The sequence below is a fragment of the Gracilibacillus halotolerans genome, from assembly GCF_014206945.1.
In the GTDB taxonomy this organism is placed as follows: domain Bacteria; phylum Bacillota; class Bacilli; order Bacillales; family Amphibacillaceae; genus Gracilibacillus; species Gracilibacillus halotolerans.
Map to the genome: position 1 here is coordinate 56,303 of NZ_JACHON010000007.1, position 26,548 is coordinate 82,850.

Below are 26,548 nucleotides of genomic sequence, written 5' to 3' on the forward strand. Positions count from 1 at the left end.
GACCTTTACCACTATTGGTAGAGGTCTCTTTTTTATTTGGGGCGAATACCAAGGTGGACTGGTATTCGTTTTTTTGTTATTTGGATAAATTTCTAGTCAATGAATTTGTTGTGCTATGAATATTGATTCAACAGCGAAAAATAGATTTCGAATACTAGTAACGATAATGATAATGATAGGAAAGAGAAAGGGGCTAGGGAATTTGGAGTGGAGTCTTGTATTAGAATATAGTTGGACATTATTAATATTAATTGGTTTAGAAGGTATTTTATCTGCGGATAATGCGTTAGTACTAGCAGTAATGGCGAAACACCTACCGGATAAGGAAAAGAATCGAGCAATTAGCTATGGTATTATGCTTGCTTTCTTATTCCGTTTTCTAGCGTTATTTGCTATTTCATTCCTCGTTGGAGTATGGCAAGTACAAGCAATTGGAGCAGCTTACTTAATTTATTTAGGATTGAAGCACCTCTATGACAAATTTATTAAGAAAAAGCAAGAAGACGGAACAAATCTAAAAGGTGGAGACAGCTTTTGGGGAACAGTTGGTAAAATTGCAATTGCTGACTTAGCGTTTGCGATTGATTCTATCTTAGCTGCAGTGACACTTGCTGTTACATTGACACCAACAGGCCTTGGAAATTTCGGTGGAATGGATGTTGGTCAGTTTGTCATTGTCGTCCTTGGAGGAATTGCTGGATTAATATTAATTAAGTTCGCGGCAACATGGTTTACTAAATTACTTGTTCAAAGACCAGGACTTGAAACGACGGCATACTTAATTGTTATGTGGGTAGGAGTAAAATTAGCTGTTATTACGCTAGGACACCCTAACCTACAACTTATTGATGAACAATTTCCACATAGTACAGCATGGAAACTAATTTTCTGGACAATCTTGTTAGTCCTAGCTGTTGGTGGATGGTTCTTATCCGGAAAAACTGCTAAAAAAGCAGAAACACTATAATAAGCAGGTTAATAATCCGAACTTATAGGAATGATTACTTCCTTTAGTTCGGATTTTTGTATTTATTGAATAGTATATAGTTGGTTTCAATATATATTAATAAGGAAAAGGGTAAAGTTAACAGAAATGGAGTAAGCTGAATGATTGACTTCTCCACGCAAGGATAGTACTATATTCAAGTATTCTTATCGGATTAAAGGGAGGTTTACAAATGGATAATTTTCTTGTTCTTATAAATATTATTGTTTTATTTCTTTTTATTGGTGTTTTGTTCTATATGCAACGTAAGCATTTCTCATTTAGTAAGCGAGTATTCGTTGGGCTAGGATTAGGTATTCTTTTAGGTGCCTTGCTCCAAATCATTTATTCTGTTGATTCCCAAATAGTTACGAACACGACGGATTGGTATAATATCGTCGGTCGAGGTTACATTCGACTATTAATGGTTATCGTTATCCCACTAGTAATGGTTTCCATTATTCAGTCTATTATTAATTTAGAAAAATCAACGGATCTAGGGAAAATGTCCGCATGGATTATTGGAATATTAATTGTTACGACAATGATTGCAGCAGGGATTGGAGTTGCAAGTGCTTCTATCTTTAATTTAGATGCTTCACAAATTGAGATGGGTGAGGCGGAAGAGCAACGTGGACTAGACTTAGAAGAGCGTCTAGGAACTGTTGAAGGATTATCTACTCCACAAAAAATTCTTGAGTTTATTCCATCAAATATCTTTTTAGATATGACTGGCGAACGTGCAACCTCTGTTATAGCAGTAGTTGTCTTCTCCATATTAATAGGTATTGCTTTATTAGGTGTGAGAAGAAAACAGCCAGAACAAGCGGAAAAATTTGTTGAAATCGTGAATGCTTTTTATGCGGTAATTATGAGATTAGTAACGATTATTTTACGATTAGCTCCATATGGTATTCTTGCGCTAATGGCCAATACAGTTGCCCAAACGAACGTAGCGGGAATCATCGAGCTTGGAAAATTCGTAGGTGCATCGTATGTAGCTCTTCTTGTTATGTTTGTTCTACACTTAGTATTTTTAGCAGTATCTGGACTAAATCCTTTTCTTTATGTTAGAAAAGCATTGCCAGTACTAAGTTTTGCGTTTACTTCTCGTTCAAGCGCGGGGACGATTCCATTAACCATTCAAGTACAGCGTGAAAATCTTGGAGTTCATAGTGGAACAGCAAATATGGCAGCTTCATTCGGAGCAACAATGGGGCAAAATGGATGTGCGGGAATCTATCCTGCAATGCTCGCAGTTATGATTGCACCAAGCCAAGGTATCGATCCATTATCACTAGGATTTTTAATTCCACTAATCTTAATTATTGGGATAAGTTCATTTGGAGTTGCTGGAGTAGGTGGGGGAGCAACATTTGCCGCTCTAATCGTTTTATCTTCGATGAACCTTCCAGTTGCTTTGGCAGGTATCTTGATTACTGTTGAACCACTAATCGATATGGGTCGAACAGCATTAAATGTGAATGGCTCAATTTTATCTGGTGTATTAACGTCTAAGAAAATGAAAAATTTAAATACAGAGAAATATAACGATAAAAAATTAGTCAACACAGATGTAAATATCTAATTAGAGCAAAACAACCTGCAGTATCCTTTGCAGGTTGTTTTTTGTCTTGATAGACCAACCTCACTCTAGATAGAAGTCTCTCGACTCTTGATAGACCAACCTCACTCTAGATAGAAGCCGCTTGACTCTCGATAGACCAACCTCACTCTAGATAGAAGCCGCTCGACTCTCGATAGACCAATTCCACTCCAGATAGATCCCGCTCAACCTGGATAGATCCCCTAACAGACGCTAAGATTATTAAAACTCCTTCACATAATGTCAGTTTCAACCTTTTTTCTTTTCAATTTGGATAGAATAAAGTAGCATAAACTAGTAAGTAACGCTAGAAGGGAGTTTTAAACATGCAGGAAAATTTACAAAAACATGCCGAGCTAGCTTTAAAGGTAGGAGTTAATTTACAAGAAGGTCAAGGACTACTAATTAATGCTCCAGTAGAAGCTGCCGCATTTGTACGTATTGTAACAAAGAAAGCATATGAGTTAGGCGCAAAGAATGTACATATCGAATGGAAAGATGATGAACTCACGTTATTAAAAATGGAAAATGCACCTATGGAAGTACTAGAGGTATTTCCAGAATGGCGCAAGAATGCATTAATAAGTATGGCTAAAGACGGTTACGCGATTTTAAGTATCTATGGAGAAAATCCTGATTTACTAAACGGGGTTCAACCAGAGAAAGTTTCCGCTGTCACGAAAGCTAGCTCTACTGCACTGAAAGACTATCGTAATTATATGATGAACGACCTTGCACGTTGGTCTATTATTGGTTACCCAACTTCTGGATGGGCAGAAAAAGTTTACCCTGAATTGTCTGAAGAAGAAGCTGTAAATGCACTCTGGCAAGAAATTTTCCGTATTTCTAGAACAGATAAAGACAACCCAGTAGAAGAGTGGAAACAGCATAATGAACGTTTACGCCAAGCGCGTGAATATTTAAATAAGAAAAGCTATACAAAATTACATTATAAAGCAGAAGGCACAGATTTAACAATTGAACTACCAAAGGGACATATTTGGCATGGTGGTGCAGCTGTTGCAGCAGACGGTGTAACATTCAATCCAAATATACCAACTGAGGAAGTCTTTACAATGCCACATAAGTACGGTGTGAATGGTACCGTAGCAAGCACGATGCCATTAAGCTTCCAAGGTCAGTTAATTGAAGATTTTACCCTTACATTTAAGGATGGGAAAGTAGTCGAATATACATGCGGAAAAGGCGAAGAAGCATTGAAGCAACTTCTTAATGCGGATAATGATGGTGCGGCACGTTTAGGTGAAGTAGCACTTGTTCCCCATGAGTCGCCTGTTTCTCAATCAGGAAAAGTTTTCTATAATACATTATTTGATGAAAATGCATCCTGTCATTTAGCCTTAGGTAAGGCGTATCCGACGAATATAGAAAATGGATCTGAAATGAACGAGGAACAAATGGATAAGCACGGTGTTAATGATAGTATTGTTCACGAAGATTTTATGATTGGTTCAGCTGATATGAACATTGACGGTATTATGGAGGATGGTACGAGTGAACCGATTTTCCGTAATGGCGCATGGGCGATTGACTTTGATTAAAACTTTATAAAAAGCACAAAAGGGCATACCAGCAGATAAAACCTTGGTATGTCCTTTTCCTATTATCGATTATTATTTTAACTTTCTTTTATAAACATATTCGGTAATGGGAAGTGTTATAAACGTTAAACCTACGACAATTAACAATGGATAATTTTCCATCTCACTTAAATTAGAAACACCTTCTGATATAAAAAGTGTTAATCCCGCTAAAATCATGAGTATAAAATAACTTGCTTTCGTGCTTTTCGCTTCGATTGATTTTTCTTTTTCGTCTTCTGCCTTACCACCATGATGGTTACCCCAATTAAGATAATTAAAGAAATAAGACACGATGATAAAGCTAAATAGTATCCCTGCACCATCTATTTCTCCATATCTAAAAAATTTATAAAGTGAAAAACCAGCTATACTAACAAAGACAATAAAAATAATTATGGGCACCCAATTTTCAAGCTTTTTCAAATCCCTCTTCCCTTCCTATGCGAACCATCCCCGATTGCAATCTCTATATACCTAAATTAATAGAAAACAAATGTACTGTCAATAACCGATGCTGCTACGGTTGATAAAATACCCTTCAAAAAATATGCTCAAAAGTGTTGGATTATATGGTATATTTTAGAAGATGGAAAGAATGAATAAAAGTAATGTAAAGAAGCTGTGCTTTATAAACGAAAGTAAGGAGGTTACTATGGAGAAAAAATATACGCAAGCGGAACGTAAGAAAATATTTGAAGAAGAACTTGTGAAGATGTATCAACATAAGTATCTTACCGACCAGCAAGCGAAAGCAATTCAACGAATGTACGAGACGTATTCCACATCGGTCTATGGTTCTTTAGAAAATGAAGAGAAACCAATCCCTTCTATGTCAGAAAAAGATGTGTCACTGAAAACAAAAGAGGAACCAGTAACGACATCACTAGAGTCTGAAAATATAAACCAACCAACTACACCATCGATATCTCAGCAGCAGGTTACCAAGCAACAAATCGAAAAACCTAAGAAACCGGAAAAGTCTCCGGAAAAATTACGAGAAAGAAATATTACATGGGCCCTCATGATTGGCGTTATTATGATCCTCATAAGTGGATTAGTAGTGGCGACTTCAAACTGGGACAACATGACAGCTCTCGCAAAAACGTTATCGATCGGTTTGGTGGCAGGTTTCTTTTTTGTAACAAGCTATATTGCAGGACGATTCTTAAAAATTGAAAAAACTGCATTTGCTTTTCTAGTATTAGGAAGCTTATTCCTCCCCATTGTAGTCGTTAGTATCGGCTTTTATCAATTATTAGGCCAATGGTTATCTATTGAAGGTGAAGGTAAATATCTCTTAGGATTAATTACCGCTATTATTTGTTTACCATTATACATACGAAATGCAATCAAACATCAAAACAAATTGTTTGTATGGCTCTCTTATTTAACGTCGACAATTGCAGTTGGATTTCTTCTCGCTGCCTTTTATCCACCAATTGACGTTTTTTACTTAGGGATTATGCTATACAATGGCTTGTTATTATTCGCCTATCATAAATATCAAAACAGAGAAAAATACGCTTTATTTACGAAACAACTCCCGATTTTTGCGCAAACGAATTTGATTATAAGTACATTGCTTATGTTGATCGTCTTTGAAAATGCTCTACTTTACAGTTTTAACCTATTACTAACGGCAGTTATCTATTTGTCGATGATATTTGTTTATCAGTCGAGAAACTATCATTTTGTTTTTACTCTATTATTTGTGTATGGTGTATATCAATTAGTAGAGAATAGCTTCTTACAATCGGTAGATTTCATACTGTACGCGATTATCGGATTCGTTTATTTAGGCTTGCAATTTTATTTTAAAGATCATTCCTTTTTACAAAAGGCTTTCCAAGTGACGAGTGCTATTATTTCATTCTTAGCGTTTATTTATATTAGTATTCAGGGAATCATACTTCGAGCAGATGAACCGACAATTACGATGTTTATTGCTTATTTAGTTATCGCTGGAAACTTCTTATATTTAGCAGATAAGACGAAGCATCATTTATTTCGAGTTTTATCTCCGTTGTTTATACTAGTCGCTGGCTTGCAGAGCTGGAGGATTTTTCATGCTGAATGGGGTGTCAGCACCGATTTTTTTGAAATTTATTTATTCGGCATCGGTCTTGTTATGTTTTATTATATTTACTATAAACAGGCGACAAAATGGTTCCGAACAATTAAAACAACTGGATTTATTATTTCATTAGTAACGATGTCAGGGGCGCTATTTTTTACGATGGTTCAGTTTGAATGGTTGGTTCTATCCTTCCTACTCTTACTGAGCTGTTGGACGATGTACTTGATACATACAAAAACGAACAGCCAATTTTCACTATGGGTATTGAATGCAGCACTGGCTGGTTCTCTTCTTTCGTTATATGACGTGCTGAGTGATTCTAGCGCAATATATGGAGAGATCTTCAAATACCCTTTCCATTTTGCGCTCATTGGGTCCGGGATGCTTCTTATAAGCTATTTATGGAGAAGAAAACGAACGAGCGGTACATTTTCTACTAGTGCCTTTGCAATTGGGCAGCTAGTGTATTCGATTGGATTGCTGCTATTATTTGTCACCTATTTCACAGATAACCCGCTTCACAGCAAATACATTGCACCTATCCTGTTAATAGGAAGTATCGTCGTGTACATTCTCTTAACAAGGAAAACGAAGGTAAACCTTCTATATGGGTTAGTAGCTTTTATGACAATTTGTCTCTATCATTCCTTCGTAGTAACATTTGAAATATATGATTATGCAGCATATACGTATTATGCGTTGCTAACACCAGTTATCTTATTAGCAATCTATGAAACAATCGGAAGAAAATATCAGGCAATTCAGCCGTATTATTTCTGGCTAAGTCATATTGTACTTCCATACTTTTCTTTGTATACGTATATTGCTTATCATTTTGGAGGAGATAATGTAGCTATTTTCCCTTATGTATTATTGCTTCCACTGATCATATATGGTTACAGTGCAATGATTGTAAAAGTAGAATGGGCGAAAAAAGTATTCCTTTATGCATCGTTCTTAACTATCCCATTGTTGTTAGATGTAATCCTAGATTATCATCAATTAGATGCGTTACACACTTTTAGCAATATACTGAATGCTACATCGATTATCCTTTTAATCGTGTGGTTCGTGCTACCTAAAGAGTGGAAAAATAGAATCGATTTTTACTTGATTCCATTTATACTCTTTACAATCATTAATTTAAATGCTGGTGCGTCATTTGCATTATTTATCGCTATCTCAATTTTATTTACAGTCATCACGTTAGTTTTACTACATCGCCGGAAATGGGATTACTTCAATTTCATTCCGCTAATAGTAAGCTTTTATTTTTGGAGTGATGCACCATATGCAGAAGAAGTTATTGTAAGTATTTTAATAAGTATTTCTTTGTTATTAATGGTAGTAGGTCGCTGGAAGTATACGCATTTGCTAACGAATCCAGAGAAGATAGAGAAAACGAGCGTTGACATGTATTCCATCTTCTCATTATTTTATATTTTCTACACTTGGATTGTAGCAAGTTCGATCCAGCACGATTACTTTATAATCGATTTATTAATAGATATATCTGCTCCAGTATTATTAACGTTACTATTGAGTCAACAAATCCACCGTGTCCAATTACTTGTAGTGCAACGTTTGTTTAAGACGTTGGCTTTACTAAGCAGTCTTATCATTTATTACACATTAATCGGTAACTTTAACATTCCAACGTTATTAGAAGCAGAATTTAATGTGTTACCTTTGTTGATCATTACAATCCTTCTTTCTAAAAAGGTATGGAGTCATCATAAAAAAGTAATGAAACAGATTCAGTTGTTCATTCTATTGGTTGTAGCGGCTGTATTGGTTTCAGATGCTTTAGAAAGTAATACAATTTATGATGCAATTATCGTCGGTGTTTTATCAATCTTGTCTTTAATAGCCGGGATGCACTATAAGATAAAATCCTATTTCTTCGTAGGTGCCGGAGTGTTGCTGCTAAATTTGATGTTACAAACGAGACCTTTTTGGGGGAATATGCCATGGTGGTTCTATCTGTTAATTGGTGGGATTACGCTAATAGGTCTTGCAAGCTTCTATGAATGGCAAAAGCAACGAATGGATCAGGAGGGGAACACACTGTTACAGGCAAGAAGGAAAAAAGTGATAAACGTATTAAAAGAATGGGATTAACCAATTTCATTAAAAGAATTATTAAAGATGCCACTACTCAATCGAATGAGTATGGCATCTTTTGTTTGGAATTTTACAGTGATTACAACTCTTTGACAGCTTGCTAACATTCTAATAACAATATGTTTGTTCGCTTTTTACATATTTCGAAACCGGGTATGATGAAGGAAATAGGGTGAAAAGGGAGACAGATATATGCAACGAGAAGCTTATTTTGATAATGCAAAGCTATTATTCATCTTTCTTGTCGTTTTTGGTCATATTATCCAGCCGCTGAAAACGAGTATTCCATTAGCCGATGTTCTTTATCAATGGATTTATTTATTTCATATGCCTGCATTTGTTCTAGTAAGTGGATTCTTTGCTAAAGGTAGCGGGAAAAAATTGTATATTCTGAAACTAGTAAAAAGAATTCTTCTTCCATATGTAATTTTTCATATTTTCTATACAATATATTTTTATGGTATTGGTAAAAATGGATGGGATACTTCTATTGTAGATCCTCACTGGGGATTATGGTTTTTAGTTAGCTTGTTTTGTTGGCATTTGTTACTCATTTTATTTAAACGCTTTCCAGCAAAATGGGGTATTTTTCTGGCGTTTAGTATAGGAATAGGAATCGGCTATGTTCCTTTCATTAACGAGACCTTTAGTTTATCAAGAACGTTTGTGTTTTTCCCATTTTTCTTAATGGGTTTTTGGTTTTCTAAAGAAAAATTATTCCGCATGCAAACGATCAACAGGAAATGGATAGCGATTATCGTGCTTGTAGCAATCTTTGCAGTTAGTTATTTCACACCAACTATTCAAGCGCAGTGGCTATTCGGTTCCACCCCCTATGTGCAATTAGATGCGCCAATCTATGGAGGAATCTTTCGTACAATTTTATATAGTATCGCTATATTAATGACATTTGCTGCTTTAACATTAGTTCCGAGAACGCGATTATCGTTCACACATCTAGGAGAACAGACGATGTATGTTTATTTACTACACGGCTTGTTTATTCAATATATCCGGCAAGCGAATCTATTACAGCTGGAACAGAATTTAGATATTATTGGCTTAGCTGTCATTGCGGCTGCGATTGTTTGGTTCCTATCAACCAAGTGGGTAATTTCATTAACACATTGGTTAGTAGAAACAGATTATTCACTAGGTAAGCGTCATTGGAGAACACCTGCAACGAAACGTTATAAAGAAGAAAAACTGTCTTGAATAACATAAGTATAAAGACGTTGCTACTGGACGTGGCGTTATTAACCTTTCTACCGATTAGTATTTTTTCTTTAAAGTAATGATACAAAACGTAGAAACCGACCGATTCTAATGAATTGCTCGGTTTCTACTGTCGGTAGATAGAGCGTATCGACGGTTCATAGAGCACCTGCGACGGTAGATAGAGCGTATCGACGGTTCACAGAGCACCATCGACGGTAGATAGAGCGTATCGACGGTTCATAGAGTACCTGCGACGGTAGATAGGGCGTATCGACGGTTCATAGAGCACCATCGACGGTAGATAGAGCGTATCCACGGTTCATAGAGCACCTGCGACGGTAGATAGAGCGCCTGTGACAGTTGATAGACCAGCCTAATTAGTCACAGAGTTAATACACTTTTGTGCTAAACAAAATGAATAAAGACTTTTCTAAGACCTATCCACTAACAAAATAATTGTTCATTCTATAACAGCTGGTATTTTAATTTTGACGGTGAATTGTTCATCTTTATATGTAAAATCAAGAAAACCGTTATAAGATTTTATAATATCATGAATTATTTTTGTCCCTAAGCCTTCATGTTGTTCTCCCTTGGTTGTTACTCCAAAAGAATGGTAGAGCTGATCCAATATCGAAGGTGGAATGGGTAGGGAACTGTTTCGGCATTCTAATATATACAAGCCACTTCTTTTCGTAAATTCAAGCGCTAAATTCGGTGTTTGTTCTCGCCCATCTTTCCATTCTTCACAGGCATCAATCGCGTTAGAGAGTAAGTTTCCAATGAGCGACACCATATCTACATCTTTCATTGGTAGTGATGATATAGGAACATCTAAATCGAAATAAGGAGACATGTTAAGATTTCTTGCTCTTCTGTACATATCATTCAGGATTCCGGCAATGACCCCTTTTTCCCCTTTAATGGATAAGTTGGTTTCTTCATATGTACCAACAAGCTCGTCTAAATACTGTTTCGCTTCTTCATAATCCTTTTTCTCTAGTGTGAAATGAAGAGCGGAAATATGTTTTAAAAAGTCATGCCGCTCACTACGTATAGTCTTAAATGTTTCATTGGCTTGCTCCTGTTCCTCCATTAACTTTCCAATCTGTTTTTTAACATTCTCCAAATCTTTCATCGTAAAAATACGATATAACTCGACTAAAATAAATAAGCAGAGCGGAATAACACTCGGCATACTGTTCCAATAATAAAGGGATAAAACAATTAGTTGACCGATGTATAGTAAGCTATCCGTTCTACGATAATTATTTCTTAGTTGCTTTTGGAATAGGAAACCTACAACAAAAGCAATGATTAAACCAAATGCAATATGTAAAGGTAAAGATACAAGTTGCTTTTGCATTAGCAAATGTACCGTTAACAGTAGAACAGGTAGGATGAAGGAAATATGCTTCACAAATACAACGCTCCTTTAAAAATAATACTCCTGCAAAAACTTCACTTTATCCTTTGTAATCATTGCTGTTTCCTCTATACCATCAAATGAAACGACATAGGAGTTTTTTGCGTATAAAGAAAAGTTTTTAACGAAATGAATATTTATGATGAACGAACGATGAGAGCGAATAAAATCACGTTCACGCAATTCACCCTCCAGTTCATTTAATGTTAAATAAGAAGTAACGTGTTCATTTTTTGTATGAATGGTCGTTGAGCGCCCGGATCTTTCGATAAATATGATGTCTTTTTTCTGGATTATATGGATGTCATTTTTTTGTTTCAAGTACAACCTTCCCGTAATCTCGGACGACTTATTTTTTTCTAGTAGTCGCTCGATTGATTGGATAAGTCGGTCCTTTTGATATGGTTTCATTATATAATCATGAACATTTAACTCAAATGCATGAACGGCATATCCGCTTGTCGCAGTAACAAAAATAACCGTAATACTAAGTGCGTGGGAGTGAATGATGTCCGCTAATTCATAGCCTGACAAGTGCGGCATTTCAATATCTGCGATTAATACATCTATCGTCTCATTTTTAATTTGTTGATAGGCTTCTTCGGCAGAAGTAGTAGAGAAGACGATCTCAATTTCATTTATTGAAGAAATAATCGCATGCATTTTATCTAAATCTAGCTGTCTGTCATCTACTAGTCCAACTCTCATTTTAAACCCGCCTTTTATGTAAATATAAAAAATCTAGCAAAGAATTCCTCAAGCTCTTTTTAGTCACACTCTTCACTATTTTACCATTAAATAAGTTGGTTTTGGCATTTTCACGACATGAAACGGCCTTTTCACGACATAAGTGGAGAATATTTAGAGAGAATTCGGTACGATTACAGTAACAAATCACAAAAACACTCGTTGAGAGAGGGGTAAATGAAATGATAGAAATGAAGGAAGTAACGAAACGATTTCAGGACAAAAAGAAATCTGTCACAGCGCTGAACCATGTTAGCTTTTCCATTTCAAAAGGAGAAACAGTAGGATTATTAGGAGAAAATGGAGCAGGAAAAACAACTTTATTACGAGCGATTGCTACTTTAATTTCGCCAGATGAAGGAACGATAGAAGTTAATGGAAGTGACACAGTTAAACAACCTGGTGAAATAAAAAAGAATATCGGAGTATTATTCGGTGGAGAAACAGGATTATATGAACGTCTTACAGCAAGAGAGAACCTGGAGTATTTTGCAGCATTATATGGTTTAAGTAAGCATGAGACAAAGGTGCGAATTGATGAGCTTTCTAAGATGTTTGGTATGAAAGATTTTCTCAATCGTAAAGTGAATGGGTTTTCGAAAGGGATGAGACAAAAGGTAGCTATTTCTCGAACCATTATCCACAATCCTGAAATTATATTGTTTGACGAACCGACAACAGGCTTGGATATAACGTCCTCTAATGTGTTTCGTCAATTAGTCCATCAATTAAAGCAACAAGGGAAAACGATTGTGTTCTCGAGTCATATTATGGAGGAAGTTTCGATGCTTTGTGACTCTGTAGCTATGATTCATAAAGGAGAACTCGTTTATAACGGTATGTTGGAAGATTTATATAAAGAAGAACAGAGTGAAGATTTAAATTACATTTTTATGAGCAAATTAGTGAGGGGGAATGGTGAATATGCTTCGTAAAATATACTGGAAAGAAATGAAGGATTCCTTCCGAGATAGTAGAACGTTATTGTTGACCGTATTATTACCAATTATTATGATGACAGGTTTAGTCTTTTTCTATGAAATGTTAATGACTGATTCAACGGAAGGGGAGACGTATCGTTTAGCGATTTCAGATACCGCATCCGAAGAGCAAAAATTGATCTTTTCTCCTATAGAAAATATTGAACTCATCGAAACAGATGATGTAAAGCAAAAAGTGGAAGAAGGTAAAGCACAAGCCGCAATAGTGTTTGAAGACAATTTTTCCGAGAATATTGCATCACAACAACATACAACGATAACCGTATATGGGGACTCATTTAGTAAAAAATCATCTGAATTGATGCAGTTAGTTGAAGTAGCTTTAGTAACAATGGAAAGTAATATCGTGAAGGAGCGTTTATTAGCAGAAGGTATTGCGGATAGTATGGTTGAGCCGTTCCACTTACAATATGAAGAGATAGCAGAGGATGAGGGCGCAGCCAAAATGTTAGCATTCTTAATACCGATGATATTAATTTTGGCAATTGGTATCGGAGCTAGTCCAGCAGCATCGGATATGTTTGCAGGGGAAAAAGAGAGAAAAACAATGGAGTCTTTGCTTATGACACCAGTAAATCGCACTACTATGCTGGTCTCTAAAGGATTGACGATTACTAGCATTGGGCTATTTATCGGATTACTCACGCTCATAGTTGTGACAGTTGAGATATATTTCTTTACCGAGCAATTACGAGCCGCTTTAGAAGCAATTAATGGAATTGGAACTGTGATTGGAATATCTGTTGGTATTGTCATTATTTATTCAGTGTTTACCGCGTCCATCTTGATGATTACGAGTATTATTGCGAAAACAGTGAAAGAAGCACAAAGCTATGTAACGCCGATTTTGTTATTAGGGATGTTTCCTGCAATGTTTATGACAATGATCGGGGTAAACGAATTGAATATGTTTCACTTCTCCATCCCAATTTTAAATATGTTTTCAATAATTAAGGAACTTTTTGCTGGAATTATTGATTATAAACACATCGCACTCTTTGTAATGACCAACCTAATTGTAGCTATTGTATTGTTTGTTATCTCACGAATGTTGTTCTTAAAAGATAAATGGGTTATGAGTTAAATCACTTATATAGGAGGACGGGACTGAAGTATTTTATCATAGTAGACACCGAACGAATTGTTAGAATTCATTCGGTATCTACGCTTTTTTATAATTACTTCGCTAAAACACTTCGCTTTCCGCAGGCAACGCTTCAACTAATTTCATAAGTTTTTTGAAAACTTATGAAATGGATTTTCAGCTGTTGCTTTCCTGCAGGAGTCTACGTGTTTTTGCTGCGTAATTTATATCTCATTTTTTAATTGTTCGCGTTTAATATTGTTATGTCCAGAATAGTTTAGCATACAATATGGAATTGTAAGTACCATATCGTCTTTGCACCAAAGTACAGGAGACAAATAATATATGGGAAATATAAGAGAAGTTATAAAAGATTTATGCGAACGCAAAGCACTATACATTAGGTAAACGCATGTAGGAATCATATACACATGTTAGAGAGTATCCCACCGAAATTAAGCGTATACCAATTTATGGGATATTTAAAAAGGAAAAGTAGTTTGATGATATTTAATCACCACGCCAATCTTAATTATAAATACGGAAATCGCAAGTTTTGATTCCAGGGTTTCTACGTAGACACAGTGGGTAGAAATAGAATGAAAATACAGGATCATATTAGGAAGCAGCTCAAAGAAGATTACATGACGGACCAATTAACGATATTCGAAGAGTTTGATCCGTTTACAGGGAAAAAACAATAAACAATAAGGGATTCTTTTAGAATCATTGAGTGAATGTGGTAACCTTTCGGTGGTCCTTTCAGGACGAGGCCAGTAAAATAGGCTTTCAGCCGCAGAGAGAAGAGGCCGAGCACAAAAAATAGCACGAAAGTCCAACCAAATCATGGAGATGATATAAATAGCCAAGTCAAAATACAAGACTCCTGCAGGAAAAGCAACAGCCGAAAATCCATTACAAAAGTTTTTATATAACTTTTGTAATTAGTTGAGGCGTTGCCTGCGGAAAGCGAAGTATTTTGATTTGGCATTAGTATAACATTCGGATTTTGTATTATGAAAATTACTTCTGTCCCAGTCTGGTTTGCTTATATCCTTATATATATTTTTCTAAAATACGATCTACGGATGGTCCATATGTTTCTCCGAATAAATTAAGATGTACCAATAAATAAAACAATTGGTAAATAGGTTTCCTATCCTCATAATCATCGGGTAGAGGTAGAATCTCTTGATAAGCGTCGTAAAACTCTCTAGGAAATCCGCCAAATAATTCTGTCATTGCCAACTCAAAAACGTTGTCACCATATACGATAGAAGGGTCAATTAAGTAAGGAGTTCCACTTGGTCCAGCCATCCAATTGCCAGCCCATAAATCCCCGTGTAATAAAGAAACTTTAGGATTCGATGGTATGTATTTCTCTATATGTTCCATAACATATTCTAAATTCCGCAGTCGTTTCCCGGAAATATATCCTCTTCTTTTTCCTAACTCTAGTTGAGGAAGAAGTCGTTTTTCTCGATAGTAATCTGTCCAGTTTTCATACCAAGCATTTTCTTGTGTTAGTGTTCCAACGAAACTAGTAAAATCTAATCCATAATACGGTTGGCTTTTCGCTACATGCATCTTAGCAAGCTGTGAGCCAAGAATTTCACCAGTTTGCTCAGTTCTCTCTCCTTCAATCCACTCCATTATAAAATACATTGTATCGGTCGAATCCGTATCAAAATAATAGACTTTAGGGACATTGATTGTATCGGTTTGGCGTATCGTTTGTAGTCCACGAGCTTCAACTTCAAAAAAAGATGGATGAACATTTTGATTAGACTTAACAAAGTATTCCTGTTCATTTGTGCGGACATAGAAACTGTTGTTAATATCGCCGCCAACTACTGGTCGTTGTTCGATAATAGGATTATCATCGCCAATTTTCTTTAATCTATCCTTAATCAAGATTACGACTCTCCTTTTTTGAAAGTTATCCTCATATACTTACATAATAATCCACCCTCATATGCCTAGCAAACAGAGAGGATATCGTGTAAACTAAGAAAAGCCAAAATAGTGACATGAAGTGTATTAGTTATATAGATTTGTTGTACGCAGATTGTAAGGTTTGAGAGGTGTAAAGATGGAAAGAGAAAATTGGGCTTCTCGTTTAGGTTTTATGCTTGCGGCGATGGGTTCAGCGGTAGGATTAGGGAATATATGGCGTTTTTCCTACGTTGCAGGTGAAAACGGTGGTGGAGCATTTCTTATTATTTATATTTTAAGTGTGTTTATTATAGGTGTGCCTCTTTTATTGGCAGAGGTAAGCATTGGTCGTAAAGCGCAACAAGATATCGTTGGTTCTTATCAAAAACTAGCTCCTAAGAAGCCATGGTTTTTGGCGGGTTACATAGGTGTTCTTAGTTCGATGCTTATTCTGAGCTTCTATAGTGTAGTTGCAGGATGGGCGCTTTATTATTTATGGGGTTATACGTCTGGTTTTTTAAATCAAATGCCAGCAGAAGGGTATGGGGCTGCCTTTAGTGAATATACTACTGGAGATTTTCAACCATTGTTCTGGCATGCGCTCTTTTTAACCTTAACGATGCTGATAGTTCTAGCAGGTGTTAAAAAGGGGATCGAACTAGCGAATAAAATTTTAATGCCATTATTAGCTATCCTTATGATTGGCCTAGCAATTTATAGCTTAACATTACCAGGTGCTAAAGCGGGAGTGGAATTTTTATTTAAGCCAGATTGGTCGGTGTTAAAAGATCCAACCGTAATCATCGCAGCTATGGGTCAGGCGTTCTTTTCGCTTAGCTTAGGTGTAGGAACAATGATGACGTACGGTAGTTATTTATCAAAGGATCATAAGCTCCCAAGTGCAACAGTAGGAATTTCAATTATGGATACAACGTTTGCGATTATATCAGGTGTAGTTATCTTTCCTGCAGTATTCGCGTTTGGCATAGATCCTAGTTCTGGACCTGAGCTTGTATTTATTACGTTACCAGAAATTTTTTATCAAATGGATTTCGGAGCCATTATTGGATTTATCTTTTTTGCCGCTTTAAGTATGGCAGCTGTTACATCGTCTATATCCTTAATGGAAGTACCTGTTGCTTACTTAATGAGAGCGAGAAAGATGTCCAGAAAGGCCGCTTCATTTTTAATTGGAATTATCATTTTCTTTTCAGGAATGGCTGTGTCATTAGGATTGGGGAGATGGAGTCATATTACTCCAATTGGCGACTTAAATATCTTTGATTCGATGGACTATTTAAGTTCTAATATATTTTTACCGATTGGAGGATTAGTGATGGCGCTCTTTATGGGGTGGCATTACAAGAAGAAAGATGCACTCTCCTCCACAGATTTCACAAATTCACGCATCGGTAACGTATGGTATCTATTAGTGAAATTCATCGCGCCTATCCTTATCGTAATTATTTTCCTTAACGCATTAGGCATTGTATAATTGGAGCAAAGGGGACGATAAATATGGCAATATCGAACGAAAAGATATTTCAACAAATTCAAAAAGAATGCGAACGTGCTTTACTTAATGAAGGAAACGCAAGAGAACACGCACGTGCCATTCAAGCATTAACAAATCTACTCTTAGAGGAAAATGTAGAATCTAATGAGACCAATATTAGTCCTAAAGAATGGGAAAGCATGGTTGGAACAAACACTAATTCCCCATCTCAACTTATAGAAAAGCGATTAAAAGAAAAAGACGGCAATGGGGACGATATTTTCGATTTTTAATAGGGAGGAATAAGCTACGATGAAGGTATTCTTGTTATTAGCAGCGATTAATGGTTTTCTAGCGGTAGCTTTAGGAGCATTCGGAGCACACGGATTGGAAAATAGACTTTCGGAGAAGATGCTCAATACGTGGGAAAAAGCAGTAACCTATCAAATGTTTCATGTCGGAGCTTTGCTTGCAACAAGTCTAGCGATGATGAAAATTACAGCGACAAGCTTGTCTGTAGCAGGCTGGTTTTTCTTAGCGGGTATTATTATTTTCTCTGGTAGCTTATATTTATATTCCACTACCAATGTTAAGACTTTTGCAATGATCACTCCAATCGGTGGATTTTGTTTTTTAATTGGTTGGGTATTATTCGGATATGCGATAGTAAAATTTCTGTAAATATAAAACCTGCTGGGTTATCCAGCAGGTTTTATTAAGTAGAATAATAAAGGTATGCTAACAAGAAGAGCAATTCCTCTTAGTAGCTGCTGATAGGAATAAAAGGTCCTCGATTCTTTCAAAGCTTCTAAGAGAAATAAACCACTCAGTCCTGTTAAAGAGAAAAGGAAAAGACTTATAGATGCCAATCGCCAAGAAAAAAATAAGAGTGCAATTGTTATAATGAATAATGAAGAAAAATAGTCAGATAGACTGGCTTTATTACGCATCAAAATTTCTCCTATCGTGGATTAAATGTCACGTTCCCTGTAGAGTTTAAATAATTAATTTCCTCGTCAAATGTAATATAGTCTAAGTACACCATTAATAGAACAACTCGCTGCCCTGTTTCCGGATCGCTTAGAATAATATGGTCGCGACCAGCGGCTTCAATAATTCCTCTGAAAATTTTTGCGTTCCATTGATCGTTGTTTTCAAACGTCATATAAACAGTCGCTATCTTACCTCTGTTAAGTCTTAGAATATTTTCAATATAAGACTGCTCTAATGGAAGCATTCCTGGAACATCGGAAACGGGCTGCTGACCAGGTATTCCTGATGGAAAGTTCGGTATGCCTGATGGAGTCTGACCTGGTATAGGCTGTGGAAATTGTTGTTGAGGCATCCCTCCTTGTTGTGAAAAGCCTTGTTGCGTTCCCATTGGAAAATTCATTTGTGACTGGTGCGGAAAATTCCCTTGTTGTGTCATTGATAAACTCCTTTCGTTCAAGCTGACATTCTTATGTCTCTATCTTCATGTATATGCAAAAAGCCCAGGATGATGATAAAATTAATTATCAACATAAAAAAAGTGCCTCCACCTTTATAAGGGAAGACACTTTAACTCTCTATTATATGCTGAAATAACTTGGTAATTTATCATTCGGTAAGATACTTCCAACGTAAAATGGTCCAAACTCACCGTACTTAGCACTAACTTCGTCAAATCGCATTTCGTATACAATTTTTTTCAAGTCTAATACATCTTTCGCAAACAGAGTAACGCTCCATTCCCAATCATCAAAGCCCATAGAACCAGTGATAATTTGTTTTACTCTTCCAGCATATTTCCTGCCTGTAAAACTGTGTTCATACATAAGTCTTCGACGCTCATCAAAGGAGAGAGAATACCAGTTTTCAAATCCTTCTCGACGTTTGTCCATAGGATAGAAGCAAATATAATCCCAATCTGGTAATTTTGGAGTTAAGCGTGCTCGTACACCGGGGTTGTCTTCAGGATTATCTTCATCTTTAGCCATATATTTGGATAATTCTACAACAGAGACATACGAATAGCTTGGAATCATATACTCAGCGATTTTAGATTTATTAAACTGAAGTTCAATCTCTCCTAGCTCATCCATCGTAGGACGCAAGATCATTAAGATAATATCAGCTTTTTGTCCCATCACGGTATAAAGTGCATGACTACCTTCACGGGCTTCCCTGATGTTATCCCATTTCTCAAGCATTGCTTGATATTCTTGAATTGCTTCTTCTCTTTCTTCTTTTGAAGTCTTTTTCCATTTTTTCCAATCGATTTTGCGTAAATCATGTAGACAGTACCAGCCGTCCATTGTTTCTACTGCTTCTGCCATGATAATCACTCCTTCTTGTTTTAATATAACATAATTTGGGGAAAATATAGATGGATAGGCATTGAGAGTGTCGTTATTTATGACAAAATAATGAATTTCAGATTTAAAACGATTCCAATAAGATGTTCAGCTTTCATTATTACACAAAAAGGTATATCATATATAACAGATACCAATTTGGAGGGATGAAATAGTGACGGATATTTTTGAAAGTATTAAGAAGCAATTGTCCGGAAACACAAGAAAAATAGTATTTCCTGAGGGTTTAGATGAACGAATTATACAGGCTGCTAGTCAATTAGCAAAAGAGCAAATTGTCAAACCTGTACTAATAGGATTAGAAGAAAAAGTAGAACAGAAGGCGAAGGATTTAGGTATTTCATTGGAAGGCGTAGAAGTATTGGATCCTAGTACGTACGGTGAATTTGATCAAATGGTTCAAGCCTTCGTAGAAAGAAGAAAAGGGAAAGCAACCGAAGAGGACGCACGTAATATTCTGTTAGACGAGAATTACTTTGGAACGATGCTTGTTTATATGGACAAAGCTGATGGACTAGTAAGCGGAGCAGCACACTCTACTGCAGATACAGTTCGTCCAGCATTGCAAATCATTAAAACAAAAGAAGGTATTAAGAAAACTTCCGGAGTATTTATCATGGTACGTGAGGAAGAGAAGTACGTATTTGCTGATTGTGCGATTAATATCTCTCCAGATAGTAATGATTTAGCTGAAATTGCTATAGCTAGTGCAGAAACAGCTGAATTATTTGATATTGACCCACGTGTAGCAATGTTAAGCTTCTCAACAAAAGGTTCTGCAAAATCACCTGAAACAGAGCGTGTGGCAGAGGCAGTAACGATTGCGAAGGAAAAAGCACCTGATTTAGTATTAGATGGTGAATTTCAATTTGACGCGGCTATCGTACCATCTGTAGCCGAGAAAAAAGCACCCGGATCTGTTATTCAAGGAGACGCAAATGTATTTGTATTCCCTAGCTTAGAAGCAGGTAACATTGGCTATAAACTTACGCAACGCTTAGGAAACTTTGATGCAGTCGGTCCTATTCTACAAGGCCTTAATAAACCCGTTAATGATCTTTCAAGAGGATGTAGCGCAGACGACGCATATAAATTAGCACTAATTACGGCTGTCCAATCCCTTTAAATAGCAGAATCAAGAAGCTTGTCGAAATCTTTCGACAAGCTTTTTATTTTGAGCAAAATATGAGGGGGAGTAATCCCTCGACTCGTGATAGAACACCCAGGACGCGCGATAGAACCAATCCACTCGTGATAGAACACCCTCGACGCGCGATAGAACCAATCCACTCGCGATAGAACACCCTCGACTGGCGATAGACTGATTCCACTCGTGATAGAACACCCTCGACTAGCGATAGACTGATTTCACTCCGGATAGCTCCCCCTCGACTGGCGATAGACTGATTTCACTCATGATAGACCACCCATGACTCTCGATAGACCATATTTTATTCTAGTAATAAAATCGATACTTCTCAAAAATCCATGTGCTTCTCTAGGAAAAAGGTAAAGAGTTTGACATAATACAAATAAGTGAATCTAATAGGGTAAGAGGTGAATAGTGATGATGACATTAAAGAGATTAATTCTCCATGAATTGAAAATGCCTCTACGATTTCCGTTTCAAAACAGTAAAGAAACCGTCCGCGAAAAAAGGTTTCATATTATAGAACTAATGGATCAAGATGGAGTATCAGGATTTGGAGAAACCGTTGCTTTTGAGAGTCCTTGGTATACAGAAGAAACAACGGATACAGTAGCTATGACGATTGAAAAGCATATTTGGCCAGTACTTCGTCATACAACAATAAAACATCCATCTGAATTTCAAACAAAAACCGCACATATAAAAAGACATCACATGGCAAAAGCAGGAGTAGAAGGTGCACTTTGGGATCTTTACGCAAAGAAAAAAGGAAGACCTCTTTATCAAGCAATCGGAGGGACAAACCGACATATAGAAGTTGGTGTTGCGATAGGAATTCAAAAAGATATGCCAACACTTCTAACTAAAATCAATCAAGCAATAGCAGAAGGCTATAAAAGAGTGAAATTAAAAGTATCCAAAGGTAACGACATAGAAGTATTAGAAACCGTTCGAGAAGCATTTCCTGCTATTGATTTAATGGTAGACGCAAATGGCGCCTATAACCTACAAGACTTGAAGCATTTAAAGCAAATCGACCAATTCAAATTAATGATGATCGAACAGCCATTAGCAAGTGATGATTTTGTAGAGCATGCACGTCTCCAAGAAGAATTACATACTCCAATCTGTCTCGATGAAAGTATTCATACGTTAGCAGACGCTCAAACAGCCATTGCTCTAGAGAGTTGCCGAATTATAAGCATGAAGCTCGGCAAGGTCGGTGGATTTACAAATGCAATAGAAATTCATAACGAATGCGCTAAACATAATATACCAGTCTGGTGTGGTGGTATGTTAGAAGCGGGTGTTGGACGTGCGCAAAGCTTAGCTCTTGCTACATTACCAAATTTTCAATTACCAGCTGATACTGGAGCATCACAACGGTATTGGAAACAAGATATTATTCAGCCAGAAGTGGAAGTAGAGAATGGGGTCGTCGAATTACCACAATTGCCTGGTATCGGATACGAAATAGATTTGGAAGCACTGCTACATTATAGAAGCTATGAAAAAAGTTTAGGGTGAAAATTTCACAATGCTTCAATTAAAAAAAGCGGGAGATAATTCCCACTTTTAAACAATTATTCATTCTCTTCAATAATATCCGTTATTTTCTTGTTTCTATCAATCATTTGTGTCATTCTTTTTTCAAAAATAGGGAGCTCTTCCGTTGAGAGGTCTTGTTCGTAAATATCATCACTGACGGAGCTTAGTAAATTTCTTACACGTAGCATAGCATCTGCTACAGTGAGCTTTGTCCCTAGCAGCTCTGATAATGATTGCATAGTGGATGGCACGATTTCTGGGTAATCAAAACGTTCAGAGGCTTCAGCCTGTGCCTTTTTATAAAATTCTTGAATGAGTTCAGCCCGTTTTGAACCGCTACCCTCCATGCATAAATAAATTTGTACAGCAATTCCTTTTTTGACGCGTCGTTGAGAGATGCCGGCAAACTTTTTGCCACCAATACTTAAATCATAATCTCCAGGACAGTAAGAACCAACAATTTCGTACGCCTCTATCTCATTCGTCAAATCGCTGTACATTTCTTGAATAAAGGAAGTCATCAATTCATAGCCATCGTGAATGCCTAAACTTTCTGAATCAGGTAAGATGAAAGAAAAGTTTAAAATATCATCATCTAATACAACCGCCAAGCCACCAGAATTACGAAGTACAATATCGTAACCTTGAGAGCGAAGAAAAGCAATGCCAGCTTCAATCTCAGGTAAGCGACTATCTAATATTCCAAGGACAATCGTTTTTGAATGAACCCAGAAACGTACAGCGATAGTATCCGACATTTTTCCAGTTGTTTCGCATAAAGTGTCATCCAGCGCAAAAGAGCCCATCGCGGTCCCTAGTTTTGTCGGATTGCTGTCATCCACGATTCTTATTTTTTTGTTTTTAAAAAAATCATTCCAACTTTTCATGAAAAGAAATGCTCCTGTCTGTTTTCGTCTACGTCAAAGTATATTATACTAGATAATAAGTAAAAAGAGGAAGGTATCATACATGGCATATAAAGATGAAAAACTAAACGAAGAGAAAGTGTTTAAAGACCCTGTTCACAGCTATGTCCATGTCAGAGACCGAGTAATCTGGGATTTGATAGGAACGAGGGAATTTCAGAGGTTGCGTAGAATTAAGCAACTAGGTACCTCCTATCTGACATTTCATGGTGCAGAGCACAGTCGATTTAACCACTCTCTTGGCGTTTATGAAATTGTTCGGCGAATTTTGGAGAATTTTGCACATCGGCCTAACTGGAATCAAGAGGAACGATTATTATGTTTAAGTGCAGCACTACTCCACGATTTAGGTCATGGTCCATTTTCCCACTCATTCGAAAAAGTATTCAATCTGGACCACGAAAATTTTACAAGAGCGATTATTTTAGGGGATACAGAAGTGAATGAAATTCTTATCAAAGTCAGCCCAGACTTCCCACAAAAAGTAGCGGATGTAATTAACAAAACGTACAAAGATAAACTTGTCGTTAGCTTAATTTCGAGTCAGATAGATGCAGATCGAATGGATTATCTTCAACGAGATGCTTATTTTACGGGAGTTAGTTATGGACATTTTGATATGGAACGAATCCTTCGTGTTATGCGACCATATGACGACCAGGTAGTGGTGAAAGAAACGGGCATGCATGCAGTAGAAGATTACATTATGAGTCGTTATCAAATGTATTGGCAAGTATATTTTCATCCAGTTACTCGAAGTGCAGAAGTAATCTTAACGAAAATATTGCATCGTGCGAAACAACTTTATAGAGAAAATTACTCTTTCAAAATAGAACCTACTCCATTCCTCTCGTTTTTTAATGACGACGTATCTTTAGAGGACTATATTCGGCTAGATGAATCTGTAGTTATGTATTATTTTCAAATGTGGACGGAGGAAGAAGATTCTATTTTAAGTGATTTAGCTTATCGATTTATGAATAGAAAACTATTTAAATATATAGAGTTTAATCCCAATTCACAAATGTCTAATTTGATGGAATTATATCAACTTTTTAAGGAAGCGAATCTGAATCCTGAATATTACTTGGTAGTAGATTCATCTTCTGATTTACCATACGATTTCTATCGACCAGGAGAGGAAGAAGAACGATTACCTATTCATTTGCTTTTACCGAATGGCGAATTGAATGAATTATCTCGCCAATCAGAAATTGTAGATGCCATTTCAGGAAAAATTCGAACAGATCATAAATTATATTTTCCTAAAGATTTAGTAGAGCAATTACCAGCGAATCAAAAAGACAAAATAATGGAGATTTTATATAAGCAGAAATAGAGGTGTCGAAAGTGTTAGAAAATCATGCGAAATTGGTGAAAGTGATAGCTTCAACAGACGGCATTATTGGAAGAAAGAAGCTACAAAAAATTATATTCATTATGAAAAAGTTAGGCTATCGATTTGAAGAGAAGTTTACGTTTCATTTTTATGGACCATACTCGGAAGAGCTCAGTCTCAGAGTGGAAGAGCTTACGAATCTAGGGTTTATTTCAGAAATGAAGGAACAGAAGAGTAACTATTATCAATATCGTTATGAAGTTACCGAGAGAGGCAAGCAATTTTTAGAACAGGCACCAACGGAACTAACAGTAGATGACGATTTAGCGGTATTGCTTAAAAATCAAAGTTCAAGATTCTTAGAGCTTGTGTCTACCATGCTATATTTTGATAATTTAGATAAAGAAGAAGTAAACAAAAAGGTACAAGAAGTAAAGAAAAAATCGAACTATACAGAATCAGATATAGAAGAAGCTTGGGATTTCATCCACAAGATTTCTCTTAAACAATAAAAAAAGGAGAGTATTAGTATGCCATACGTAACGGTTCAGATGTTAGAAGGAAGAACAGAGGAACAGAGAAAAGCACTTATCGAGAAAGTTACAGAGGCTGTTGCAGAAACAGTGGATGTTGCACCAGAAAAAGTAGTTGTGTTTATTGAGGACATTGATAAACGAAATTACGGTGTTGGTGGTAAACGACTAATCGACTGAATCCATATACCAAAGGTTAGGATAGGCTTCTCTTTTAGAAAGCTCCTATTTTTGTAAACTGTACAAGCTGGCAAGCCTAAAATAGATGGGCTTGCCTTTTCGTATAACAGATAGAATATGCTACAATGAAGCTATGAATAGATATTAAGGAGGGCACTGGAATGTCTGAGGAAAAAAAGACACAAAAGAAAACAAATCAATTTACGATATTGAAGGATGATTCCACAGACGGACATGGTGGCTATGGTGTTGGTTCCGTTAGTTTGGAGAATGTGACTCCTGTTATCGTAGATCCACAAGAAGAGCGAGCCTTTATTGATATGGGTGCTATGCATGGCCGTAGTGAGATAGAACGTCGTGTGAAAATTATTCCAAATAAAGATGAAGTGCCAAATGGAAAATTATATTGGATTGTCTGGGTAACTGTTGAACGTGGTCAAGACGGGCCTTATTACTATGGTGTAACAGGCTGTGAAATTGTTGTTGATCGTTCGATAAAGCGTGCCTATAAATCGATGCCAGAACATGTGAATCGAATGGATAAATCTTTGAAAGGTCATGTAATCGTAGAGGATATGGATGAAACATCGAGAAATCTACTTAGAGACTTTTTAAAAGACTACGATATAGATATGTGGGAGAGAGCTTCGGAAGATCTAAAGAAAGCATTACCATAATAGTAAACATGTGGTGCATAATATTGGTGAATAATTGAACAATTTGTGAACAATCAATGAAAAGCAATTTTATTACTTGTCCAAACTCTAACTTCTTTATAGAATAAGATTTAAGTAACTCTTATTGTTACTAGGACAGAAAAAGAGCTGACTCTAAACCGCTTACCGACGGTTCTGGAGTCAGCCTTTTTCAATTTATCTATTTTAAGGTGAAATGTTCAGGTTTATTAGCTTGCAGTCATGCTGATTCTGAGTGACTCGGATAGGTTCTATCTTGAGTCGCAGGTGCTCTATCTCGAGTGGATAGGTTCTAACGCGAGTCGCAGGTGCTCTATCTCGAGTGGATAGGTTCTAACGCGAGTCGCAGGTGCTCTATCTCGAGTGGATTTGCTCTATCGCGAGTCGTAGGTGCTCTAACTCGAGTGGATAGGTTCTATCTTCAGTCGCAGGTGCTCTATCTCGAGTGGATAGGTTCTAACGCGAGTCGCAGGTGCTCTATCTCGAGTGGATAGGTTCTAACGCGAGTCGCAGGTGCT

24 protein-coding genes and 1 pseudogene are annotated in these 26,548 nt (G+C 36.7%); 17 read left to right on the plus strand and 8 right to left on the minus strand.

Annotated elements, in window-relative coordinates:
* The first annotated feature begins 202 nt into the window (after nucleotides 1-202).
* The 3 genes from GGQ92_RS09115 (at nucleotide 203) to GGQ92_RS09125 (ending at nucleotide 4,153) form a co-directional block, all read left to right on the plus strand.
* Nucleotides 203-967, plus strand: coding sequence for a TerC family protein (locus tag GGQ92_RS09115; RefSeq protein WP_184247478.1), 765 nt, complete (start codon nucleotides 203-205; stop codon nucleotides 965-967).
* A 211-nt stretch (nucleotides 968-1,178) separates the two neighbouring features.
* Complete coding sequence (locus GGQ92_RS09120; RefSeq protein ID WP_184247480.1) at nucleotides 1,179-2,573, plus strand: L-cystine transporter; 1,395 nt, start codon at nucleotides 1,179-1,181, stop codon at nucleotides 2,571-2,573.
* A gap of 344 nt (nucleotides 2,574-2,917) precedes the next feature.
* Complete coding sequence (locus GGQ92_RS09125) at nucleotides 2,918-4,153, plus strand: aminopeptidase (protein ID WP_184247483.1); 1,236 nt, start codon at nucleotides 2,918-2,920, stop codon at nucleotides 4,151-4,153.
* A gap of 72 nt (nucleotides 4,154-4,225) precedes the next feature.
* On the opposite strand, the gene GGQ92_RS09130 is transcribed toward GGQ92_RS09125, so the two are convergent.
* Nucleotides 4,226-4,618 (minus strand): DUF2178 domain-containing protein, encoded by a 393-nt coding sequence (locus GGQ92_RS09130; RefSeq protein WP_184247486.1) that lies wholly within the window; start codon nucleotides 4,616-4,618, stop codon nucleotides 4,226-4,228.
* 229 nt (nucleotides 4,619-4,847) lie between these two features.
* Between GGQ92_RS09130 and GGQ92_RS09135 the strand changes: the two genes are divergently transcribed.
* Nucleotides 4,848-8,393 (plus strand): hypothetical protein, encoded by a 3,546-nt coding sequence (locus tag GGQ92_RS09135; protein ID WP_184247489.1) that lies wholly within the window; start codon nucleotides 4,848-4,850, stop codon nucleotides 8,391-8,393.
* 195 nt (nucleotides 8,394-8,588) lie between these two features.
* Nucleotides 8,589-9,611 carry an acyltransferase family protein gene (locus GGQ92_RS09140; protein WP_184247492.1) on the plus strand — a complete coding sequence of 341 codons (1,023 nt, stop codon included), beginning with the start codon at nucleotides 8,589-8,591 and terminating at the stop codon, nucleotides 9,609-9,611.
* A 463-nt stretch (nucleotides 9,612-10,074) separates the two neighbouring features.
* On the opposite strand, the gene GGQ92_RS09145 is transcribed toward GGQ92_RS09140, so the two are convergent.
* The gene (locus tag GGQ92_RS09145) at nucleotides 10,075-11,034 is read right to left on the minus strand and encodes a GHKL domain-containing protein (RefSeq protein WP_184247496.1); all 960 of its coding nucleotides are present in this window, start codon (nucleotides 11,032-11,034) and stop codon (nucleotides 10,075-10,077) included.
* Nucleotides 11,035-11,049: 15 nt separating this feature from the next.
* Nucleotides 11,050-11,748 carry a LytR/AlgR family response regulator transcription factor gene (locus tag GGQ92_RS09150; RefSeq protein WP_184247498.1) on the minus strand — a complete coding sequence of 233 codons (699 nt, stop codon included), beginning with the start codon at nucleotides 11,746-11,748 and terminating at the stop codon, nucleotides 11,050-11,052.
* Between the two features lie 221 nt (nucleotides 11,749-11,969).
* On the opposite strand from GGQ92_RS09150, the gene GGQ92_RS09155 reads away from it, so the two are divergent.
* The 3 genes and pseudogenes from GGQ92_RS09155 to tnpA all read left to right on the plus strand — a co-directional run bounded on the left by GGQ92_RS09155 (nucleotide 11,970) and on the right by tnpA (nucleotide 14,576).
* Nucleotides 11,970-12,722, plus strand: a complete 753-nt coding sequence (locus GGQ92_RS09155) for an ATP-binding cassette domain-containing protein (RefSeq protein ID WP_184247500.1) — start codon at nucleotides 11,970-11,972, stop codon at nucleotides 12,720-12,722.
* Nucleotides 12,712-13,872, plus strand: a complete 1,161-nt coding sequence (locus tag GGQ92_RS09160; protein WP_184247503.1) for an ABC transporter permease — start codon at nucleotides 12,712-12,714, stop codon at nucleotides 13,870-13,872. The genes GGQ92_RS09155 and GGQ92_RS09160 overlap by 11 nt, the downstream gene beginning before the upstream one ends.
* 287 nt (nucleotides 13,873-14,159) lie before the next feature.
* A pseudogene (gene tnpA / locus GGQ92_RS09165) lies at nucleotides 14,160-14,576 on the plus strand (IS200/IS605 family transposase).
* A gap of 352 nt (nucleotides 14,577-14,928) precedes the next feature.
* Here the strand turns inward: tnpA and GGQ92_RS09170 are convergent.
* Nucleotides 14,929-15,786, minus strand: coding sequence for a fructosamine kinase family protein (locus GGQ92_RS09170; RefSeq protein WP_221437282.1), 858 nt, complete (start codon nucleotides 15,784-15,786; stop codon nucleotides 14,929-14,931).
* A gap of 178 nt (nucleotides 15,787-15,964) precedes the next feature.
* Between GGQ92_RS09170 and GGQ92_RS09175 the strand changes: the two genes are divergently transcribed.
* From GGQ92_RS09175 to GGQ92_RS09185, 3 genes are read left to right on the plus strand one after another with little or no spacing between them, the layout of a single operon-like run.
* Nucleotides 15,965-17,302, plus strand: coding sequence for a sodium-dependent transporter (locus GGQ92_RS09175; protein ID WP_184247506.1), 1,338 nt, complete (start codon nucleotides 15,965-15,967; stop codon nucleotides 17,300-17,302).
* A 23-nt stretch (nucleotides 17,303-17,325) separates the two neighbouring features.
* Nucleotides 17,326-17,595 (plus strand): DUF5327 family protein, encoded by a 270-nt coding sequence (locus tag GGQ92_RS09180; protein WP_184247509.1) that lies wholly within the window; start codon nucleotides 17,326-17,328, stop codon nucleotides 17,593-17,595.
* A gap of 19 nt (nucleotides 17,596-17,614) precedes the next feature.
* Entirely contained in the window at nucleotides 17,615-17,983 is a 369-nt protein-coding gene (locus GGQ92_RS09185) for a DUF423 domain-containing protein (protein WP_184247512.1), read from the plus strand.
* A gap of 17 nt (nucleotides 17,984-18,000) precedes the next feature.
* On the opposite strand, the gene GGQ92_RS09190 is transcribed toward GGQ92_RS09185, so the two are convergent.
* The 3 genes from GGQ92_RS09190 to hemQ form a co-directional block, all read right to left on the minus strand.
* The gene (locus GGQ92_RS09190) at nucleotides 18,001-18,252 is read right to left on the minus strand and encodes a hypothetical protein (protein WP_184247515.1); all 252 of its coding nucleotides are present in this window, start codon (nucleotides 18,250-18,252) and stop codon (nucleotides 18,001-18,003) included.
* A gap of 11 nt (nucleotides 18,253-18,263) precedes the next feature.
* Nucleotides 18,264-18,731, minus strand: a complete 468-nt coding sequence (gene gerQ, locus GGQ92_RS09195; RefSeq protein WP_184247518.1) for a spore coat protein GerQ — start codon at nucleotides 18,729-18,731, stop codon at nucleotides 18,264-18,266.
* A 142-nt stretch (nucleotides 18,732-18,873) separates the two neighbouring features.
* Nucleotides 18,874-19,620 carry a hydrogen peroxide-dependent heme synthase gene (gene hemQ, locus GGQ92_RS09200; RefSeq protein ID WP_184247521.1) on the minus strand — a complete coding sequence of 249 codons (747 nt, stop codon included), beginning with the start codon at nucleotides 19,618-19,620 and terminating at the stop codon, nucleotides 18,874-18,876.
* A 193-nt stretch (nucleotides 19,621-19,813) separates the two neighbouring features.
* On the opposite strand from hemQ, the gene pta reads away from it, so the two are divergent.
* Together pta and menC are read left to right on the plus strand one after the other, a co-directional pair.
* Nucleotides 19,814-20,785 carry a phosphate acetyltransferase gene (gene pta, locus GGQ92_RS09205; protein ID WP_184247524.1) on the plus strand — a complete coding sequence of 324 codons (972 nt, stop codon included), beginning with the start codon at nucleotides 19,814-19,816 and terminating at the stop codon, nucleotides 20,783-20,785.
* A gap of 441 nt (nucleotides 20,786-21,226) precedes the next feature.
* Nucleotides 21,227-22,336 carry an o-succinylbenzoate synthase gene (menC, locus tag GGQ92_RS09210; RefSeq protein WP_184247527.1) on the plus strand — a complete coding sequence of 370 codons (1,110 nt, stop codon included), beginning with the start codon at nucleotides 21,227-21,229 and terminating at the stop codon, nucleotides 22,334-22,336.
* A 56-nt stretch (nucleotides 22,337-22,392) separates the two neighbouring features.
* Here menC and GGQ92_RS09215 read toward each other — a convergent pair whose 3' ends face one another.
* Entirely contained in the window at nucleotides 22,393-23,244 is an 852-nt protein-coding gene (locus GGQ92_RS09215; protein WP_184247531.1) for a lipoate--protein ligase family protein, read from the minus strand.
* 82 nt (nucleotides 23,245-23,326) lie between these two features.
* Here GGQ92_RS09215 and GGQ92_RS09220 point away from each other — a divergent pair, with 82 nt between their 5' ends.
* The 4 genes from GGQ92_RS09220 to GGQ92_RS09235 all read left to right on the plus strand — a co-directional run bounded on the left by GGQ92_RS09220 (nucleotide 23,327) and on the right by GGQ92_RS09235 (nucleotide 26,012).
* Nucleotides 23,327-24,622, plus strand: coding sequence for an HD domain-containing protein (locus GGQ92_RS09220; protein WP_184247533.1), 1,296 nt, complete (start codon nucleotides 23,327-23,329; stop codon nucleotides 24,620-24,622).
* A gap of 11 nt (nucleotides 24,623-24,633) precedes the next feature.
* Nucleotides 24,634-25,134 carry a YwgA family protein gene (locus GGQ92_RS09225; RefSeq protein WP_184247536.1) on the plus strand — a complete coding sequence of 167 codons (501 nt, stop codon included), beginning with the start codon at nucleotides 24,634-24,636 and terminating at the stop codon, nucleotides 25,132-25,134.
* An 18-nt stretch (nucleotides 25,135-25,152) separates the two neighbouring features.
* The gene (locus GGQ92_RS09230) at nucleotides 25,153-25,335 is read left to right on the plus strand and encodes a 2-hydroxymuconate tautomerase (protein ID WP_184247539.1); all 183 of its coding nucleotides are present in this window, start codon (nucleotides 25,153-25,155) and stop codon (nucleotides 25,333-25,335) included.
* 161 nt (nucleotides 25,336-25,496) lie between these two features.
* Nucleotides 25,497-26,012 (plus strand): YwhD family protein, encoded by a 516-nt coding sequence (locus tag GGQ92_RS09235; RefSeq protein ID WP_184247542.1) that lies wholly within the window; start codon nucleotides 25,497-25,499, stop codon nucleotides 26,010-26,012.
* The last annotated feature ends 536 nt before the right edge of the window (nucleotides 26,013-26,548 follow it).